The organism is Arthrobacter sp. Y3223164 (assembly GCF_059091005.1).
The window spans coordinates 1-6,398 of sequence record NZ_JBNHGF010000145.1 but is presented as its reverse complement, the minus strand read 5'-3'; the positions used below and the strand labels follow the sequence as shown (position 1 = coordinate 6,398).

8 protein-coding genes are annotated in these 6,398 nt (G+C 65.8%); all 8 read left to right on the top strand.

Translation table 11 applies throughout. The features are described 5' to 3' along the window. Window positions 1–904: ABC transporter permease (locus tag AC5RUJ_RS09080; RefSeq protein ID WP_494155778.1), on the top strand; the 904-nt coding region annotated here is incomplete at its 5' end. Beyond that, on the top strand, window positions 901–1,734 hold the full coding sequence (locus tag AC5RUJ_RS09075; protein WP_494001500.1) for an ABC transporter permease: 834 nt from the start codon (window positions 901–903) through the stop codon (window positions 1,732–1,734). The genes AC5RUJ_RS09080 and AC5RUJ_RS09075, both read left to right, overlap by 4 nt. 113 nt (window positions 1,735–1,847) lie before the next feature. Further along, window positions 1,848–2,207 carry a VOC family protein gene (locus tag AC5RUJ_RS09070; RefSeq protein WP_494128010.1) on the top strand — a complete coding sequence of 120 codons (360 nt, stop codon included), beginning with the start codon at window positions 1,848–1,850 and terminating at the stop codon, window positions 2,205–2,207. A gap of 60 nt (window positions 2,208–2,267) precedes the next feature. Beyond that, window positions 2,268–2,795 (top strand): hypothetical protein, encoded by a 528-nt coding sequence (locus AC5RUJ_RS09065; protein ID WP_494128011.1) that lies wholly within the window; start codon window positions 2,268–2,270, stop codon window positions 2,793–2,795. Window positions 2,796–2,878: 83 nt separating this feature from the next. Then, window positions 2,879–3,703: an exodeoxyribonuclease III gene (locus AC5RUJ_RS09060; RefSeq protein WP_494001872.1), complete on the top strand. Its 825-nt coding sequence runs from the start codon at window positions 2,879–2,881 to the stop codon at window positions 3,701–3,703. An 11-nt stretch (window positions 3,704–3,714) separates the two neighbouring features. Further along, on the top strand, window positions 3,715–4,797 hold the full coding sequence (trpS, locus tag AC5RUJ_RS09055; protein ID WP_494128012.1) for a tryptophan--tRNA ligase: 1,083 nt from the start codon (window positions 3,715–3,717) through the stop codon (window positions 4,795–4,797). 2 nt (window positions 4,798–4,799) lie between these two features. After that, on the top strand, window positions 4,800–5,399 hold the full coding sequence (locus AC5RUJ_RS09050) for a 2'-5' RNA ligase family protein (RefSeq protein WP_494128013.1): 600 nt from the start codon (window positions 4,800–4,802) through the stop codon (window positions 5,397–5,399). Then, the coding region (locus AC5RUJ_RS09045) for a YihY/virulence factor BrkB family protein (RefSeq protein ID WP_494155777.1) at window positions 5,371–6,398 on the top strand (1,028 nt) is incomplete at its 3' end. The genes AC5RUJ_RS09050 and AC5RUJ_RS09045, both read left to right, overlap by 29 nt.

Below are 6,398 nucleotides of genomic sequence, written 5' to 3'. Positions count from 1 at the left end.
CGATGCGCGGGCCCCGGAGCAGCTGTCACTGCGGGAGATCGACGCGCTGACGCGGCCAGTCACCGGCCTGCGCTCGCCGCTGACCCCGCTGCAGTCGGCCGAGCGCGCCCGGAACTTCGGTTCCGTCTACTTCCTGGAGCATTGGCTGCGGCAGTTGCGCGGCTACGGCTGGACCGTCTTGATGACGGCGGTCGGCACGCCGCTGGTATACCTGTTTGCCATGGGCGTGGGGCTCGCCACGTTGGTGGACGCCAACACCAACGCCTCGCTCGACGCCGGAAACGGCCAGTCCGTGCCGTATCTGGTCTTCGTGGCGCCTGCCCTCCTGGCGACCGCCGCGATCATGGTGGCCAGCGAAGAGAACACGTACTCGGTGATGTCGGGGTTCCGATGGCGCAAGACCTACTACGGTCCCAACGCCTCGCCGCTGCAGAGCCACCAACTGGTCAACGGGCACTCGTTGGGCGTGCTGGCCCGCCTGCTGCTGACCACCGGCTTGTATTTCCTCTGCCTGGTCATCTTCGGCGCGGTGACCGAGGCCACCGCCTGGCTGATGGTCATCACGGCGGCCCTGGGCGGAATGGCCTTCGGGCTGCCGCTGATGGCGTACTCGGCCAGCATCGAAGAAGACCGCGGCCAGTTCGCGCTGGTGCAGCGGTTCATCGTGATGCCGCTGTTCCTCTTCTCCGGCACGTTCTTTCCGCTGGAGGCCATGCCGTTGGTGGTGCGCTGGATCGGATGGATCTCGCCGCTGTGGCATTCGACGGAGCTGGGCCGGGTGCTCAGCTACGGCTATGTTGAACCGGCCTGGCTGACCGTGCTGCACGTCGCCTACCTTGCCGTCCTCTGCGCGGCCGGCTGGGTCTTCGCGCGCCGCATCTATATCAGGAGGCTGGGCAAATGAGCCAGCACGTTCTCCCGCAGCCGCCGCGGCTCGAGCCGGCGCGCCGCCCGTTTGGCTCGCTCTATGCCGGCAACGTGCGGGCGGTCTTCGCCCGCGGCGTCAAGGCGACCTGGGGAACCAACTGGGCGATCATGGTTAGCGGCTTCGTCGAGCCGGTCCTCTACCTGGTGGCGATGGGGATCGGACTGGGCTCGCTGATCGGCACGATAAGCGGCCCCGGCGGAACCGAGATCGGTTATGCGAACTACATTGCGCCGGCGCTGCTGGCCGTCTCGGCGATGAACGGCGCGGTGTACGACTCCACCTGGAACGTCTTCTTCAAACTGAACTTTGCCAAGCTCTACGAAGGCATGTTGTACACCTCTTTGGGACCGCTGGACGTGGCGCTCGGCGAGATCCTGCTGGCGCTGATGCGAGGAGCGCTCTACGCCACCGGCTTCACCGCGGTGATGGGGGCGATGGGGTTGATCACCTCGCCCTGGGCGCTGTTGATGATCCCCGCAGCCGTGGTGGTGGCCTTCGGCTTCGCTTCCTTCGGCATGGCGATCACCAGCTACATGAAAACGTTCCAGCAGATGGACTGGATCAACTTCATCATGCTCCCGATGTTCCTGTTCTCTGCGACTTTCTATCCGCTCAGCGTCTACCCGGAGCCGATCCAGTGGCTGATCCAGGCATTCCCGCTCTGGCACGGCGTGGAACTGCTGCGCCAGCTCAGCGTCGGCGCCTTCACCGCCGCCACCTGGATCCACGTGGCGTACTTCCTGGTCATGATCGTGCTCGGGCTGATCCTGACCACTGGCAGGCTGCGCAAGCTCTTCCTGAACTGACCGCGGACCGACGTGCGGCGGGCGGGCTGCCGCCTTTGTCCTTGCCACACCCTTGCTGCCCATCAATGATGGAGACACCGTCCAAAGGCCCGAACCAAGTAAGGAGCTGGCACATGATCGGCACGTGGCAGGCACTGGTCATCGATTGTCCGGACAGCGATGTACTGGCCACCTTTTACGAGGAGCTGCTGGGCATGATCCGGGTCCAACAGGACGACGACGGCTGGATCAGCATCGGGGATTCCCCGGACCGGCCGGCCATCGCCTTCCAGCAGGTCCGGGATTTCGAGCCACCCCAGTGGCCGGGACAGGAGCATCCCCAGCAGATGCATGTTGACGTCAGGGTCCGGGACCTGGACATCGCCGAAGGACTGGTACTCCAGCTGGGAGCCACGAGCATGGACTCGGGCACCGAGACCTTCAGGGTGTACCTGGACCCGGCCGGGCACCCGTTCTGCCTGGTGCAGTGGTAGCGCGCTGAGCCGTGGGCGGACACGGCGCACGCAGGCGCGCGGATTTGAGAGAATAGGCCCATGCGATCAATTGGTCCCGAGTCTTCCGTTTCATCCACCGCCCGCCAGCTGCCGTTCAAGGCCGGCAACATCAGTCTGGCAGTGCTGGTGCTTGTCTTCCTGGTCGCGGTGATCTTTGCCGCCAATGAGAACGACGTCATCGGCTGGATCGTCGTCGCGGTGTCGCTGGCATGGCTGGCCCTGGCCGCCTTCGTGGTGTTCAGCGTCCGCGGTGCCACCCGCAAGGCGAAGGAGAAGCTGGCCAACGTGCAGGCCGAATATGCCGGGCGGGTCAACCCCGCTCCCGGCGGCGGTACCGCCCTCGTCGAGGAAGAAATCTCCAGGGCGAATGCCGTGCGGGACGAAAAGCTGGACCACAGCTTCAAGATCATCCAGGTGCAGGCCAAGGTGATCCGCGACTACCGCGGCAAAGACGAGGGCATGGTTGACCGGGCGCTGGAAACGGTGGAGATCACGGCCCACAACGGCCGCGGCATGATCCGCAAGGAAGACGGCGGCGGAACGGTCAGCGGCACAGTTGTTGGCTGAACTGAAGGGTTGGGTAAGGTAGTCGGGTGACTTTGGCAACCGTTTCCACCGCACCGACCACCTCCCGCGACGCCGCCGGCGGACTGATCCAGGCAGGCAAGACACTGCGGATTGCCAGCGTCAACGTCAATGGCATCCGCGCCGCCTACAAGCGCGGGATGGCCGACTGGCTGGCCGTCCGGGACGTGGACATCCTCTGCCTGCAGGAGGTGCGCGCACCGGACGCGGTAGTACGTGAGCTGCTGGGCAGCGACTGGCACATTCTGCATGCCGAAGCCGAGGCCAAGGGCCGCGCCGGTGTCGCCATTGCCTCCCGCGTGGAGCCCACTGCCACCCGCAGCCACATCGGCGATGAGTACTTTCTCTCCGCCGGCCGCTGGGTGGAGGCCGACTTTGCGGTGGACGGCATCGACGGCGAAAAGACCCTGACGGTGGTGAGCGCCTACGTCCATTCCGGCGAGGTGGACACCCCCAAGCAGGTGGACAAGTACCGTTTCCTGGACGCCATGTGCCACCGCCTGCCGCAGCTGAAGGCCGAGCGGGACTACGCGCTGGTCGTCGGCGACCTGAACGTGGGCCACACCGAGCTGGACATCAAGAACTGGAAGGGCAACGTCAAGCGTGCCGGCTTCCTGCCCGAGGAACGGGCCTACTTCGACCGCTTCTTCGGCGAGGAGATCGGTTGGCGCGATGTGCACCGGTCGCTGGCCGGGGATGTCAGCGGTCCCTACACCTGGTGGTCCTGGCGCGGCCAGGCCTTCGACAACGACTCCGGCTGGCGCATCGATTACCAGGTGGCCACCCCGTCGCTGGCCGATCTCGCGACGACCGCCGCCGTCGACCGTGCCGCCACCTACGACGCCCGATTCTCCGACCACGCACCGCTGGTCGTCGACTACCAGTTCTAGGAAGCATCCCGATGAGCACAGGAACCACAGAACCGACAGACACCGCCGTGCGGGCCGCCGGGCAGGCGGGCCGGCCGCAGGCCGAGCGTCCGCGGCTGCTCTCCGGCATGCAGCCGTCCGCCGACTCCCTGCACCTGGGCAACTACCTGGGGGCACTCGTGAATTGGGTCAAGCTGCAGGACGAGTACGAAACCTTCTACTTCATCCCCGACCTGCACGCCATCACCGTTGACTACGATCCGAAGGATCTCGCCCACCGCACCAGGGTCACCTGCGCGCAGTACATCGCCGGCGGCATCGACGTCGACCGCACCGCGCTCTTCGTCCAGTCCCACGTGCCGGAGCACGCCGAGCTGGCCTGGGTCCTGAACTGCGTGACAGGCTTCGGCGAGGCCTCCCGGATGACCCAGTTCAAGGACAAGACGCAGAAGAACGGTACCGACGCCGCGACCGTGGGGCTGTTCGCCTACCCGGTGCTGATGGCCGCGGACATCCTGCTGTACCGCCCCTACGGCGTGCCCGTCGGCGAGGACCAGCGCCAGCACCTGGAACTGGCGCGGAACCTCGCCCAGCGGTTCAACCACCGGTTCGGGGAAACTTTCGTGGTGCCCGAAGCGGTGATCCCCAAGGAGGGGGCGAAGATCTACGATCTCCAGCACCCCACAGCGAAAATGTCCAAGTCGGCCGAGTCGACCGCCGGCCTGATCAACATACTCGACAACCCGAAGCAGGCCGCCAAGAAGATCAAGTCTGCCGTCACCGACGACGGTACGGAAATCCGCTTCGACCGCGAGGCCAAGCCGGGCATCTCCAATCTGCTCACCATCTACTCCACGCTGTCGGGCAAGACCGTCGGGCAGCTTGAGCAGGAGTACCAGGGCAAGATGTACGGTCACCTGAAGGTCGATCTGGCCGAGGTGGTCGTCGAAACGCTCGCCCCGGTGCAGGCGCGGGCCCAGGAGCTGCTGGACGATCCGGCCGAACTGGACCGGCTGCTGGCGCGCGGGGCCCACAGGGCCCGTTCAATCGCATCGGCTACACTCGCTGATGTGTACTCCAAGGTAGGTTTCCTGCCCGCCGGAGGCGGGCGCTAGCCATGCGCCAGCAGGACCAGGACAGCATCGCCCGTGTGGAACACGACGGCGGTGCTGGCCGCGGTGCCCGGACGGCGGTCGGTTGCGTCGGCGTGGTTATCGGGGTCCCGGAGCCGATGGCCAGTGAGCTGCAGGGCTGGCGGGCCTCGTTCGGAGACCCGCTGGCCTCGGTGATACCGCCGCACATCACCCTGGTCACCACCACTCCGGTGCTCGACTGGGACGAGGCCGTCCAGCACGTCCGGGCCGTGGCCAGTTCGCAGTCCCCGTTCACCCTCTCCCTGCGCGGCACGGGCAGTTTCCGCCCCGTTTCGCCCGTGGTCTACCTGAGCATCGACGAGGGCTTCGACGAGTGCGTCGCGCTGCACCAAAAACTCCAGTCCGGGCCGCTGGAACGCGACCTCGAGTTCGGCTTCCACCCGCACGTGACCGTGGCGCACGACGTCAGCGAAGCCAGCATGGACTCGGCCGAAAGCAAGCTCGCTGATTATGACGCCGCATTCCGGGTCAGTAGCATGGGGCTCTACGAGCACGACGAGACTGGTGTGTGGATACTACGGGAAGAGTTGACCTTTGGCGCCGGACCAGCAGGAGCAGGCTGAGGCAACGCCGGATCCGCTGGAACGGCAGCAACTGCTGCTCGCCGCCGTAAGGCAGCGGCGGGAAGCAGGCCGTGCCAAGCGCGAAGAAGGCACACTGCAAAGCGTCCTGGCCGCGGCCAAGTACAGGCTGGCAACGCTCAACTCCCGGCGCCTGATGCGGGTCATGAATCTCTACGCCCTGAGGCACGGGTCGTTGCTGGCGGCCGGGTGTGCCTACAAGATGTTCTTCTCCGTGGCCGCGATGCTGGTGGCCGGTTTCTCCATCCTTGGCCTGGTGGTTTCCGGCAACCGCGACCTGCAGATGGCCATCATCCGGGTGGTGAACGACTTCATCCCGGGACTAATTGACACCGGAGACGGGGGCCTGGCCACACCCCAAGAGCTCTTCTCCCGCAGCGAGGCATTCGGGGTCAGCCTGATCATCTCTACCGTAGTCATGATCTGGACCTCGTTGGGCTGGATCGCCGGGCTGCGGACGGGGATGCGCGGCATCTTCGACCTGCCCCCGCTGGATACGAACGTCGTCCTGGTCAAGCTCAAGGACACCGGCACGCTGCTGATCGTGGGCGTGGCCTTGATCGTGACGTCGCTCGTAGCGGCCGTAGCCAATACCGCGTTGGACCTGATCGTGGAATTGCTCCGTATCGAAGGCGATGCCGTGGTTCCGCTGACCCGGATTGCCGGCATCGTGGTCATGCTGTTGCTGGATACGGCGGTTGCCGTGGTCCTTTTCCGCGTGGCGTCAGGGATCCGGATGCCACGCCCGGTGATGCTCCAGTCCGCCTTGCTAGCCGGCGTCGGCAGTACGGTCCTCAGGTACTTCTCCTCGACGCTCCTGGGCAACGCGGGCAGCAACCCGTTGCTGGCTTCTTACGCCGTCATCCTGGGTCTGTTCGTGTGGTTCTACCTGCTGAGCCAGGTCTACCTGATCGCCACCGCCTGGGGAGCGGTCGGCACGGCGGACGCGCTGGCCCGGCAGGCGGCCGGGGGAGGCCGGTC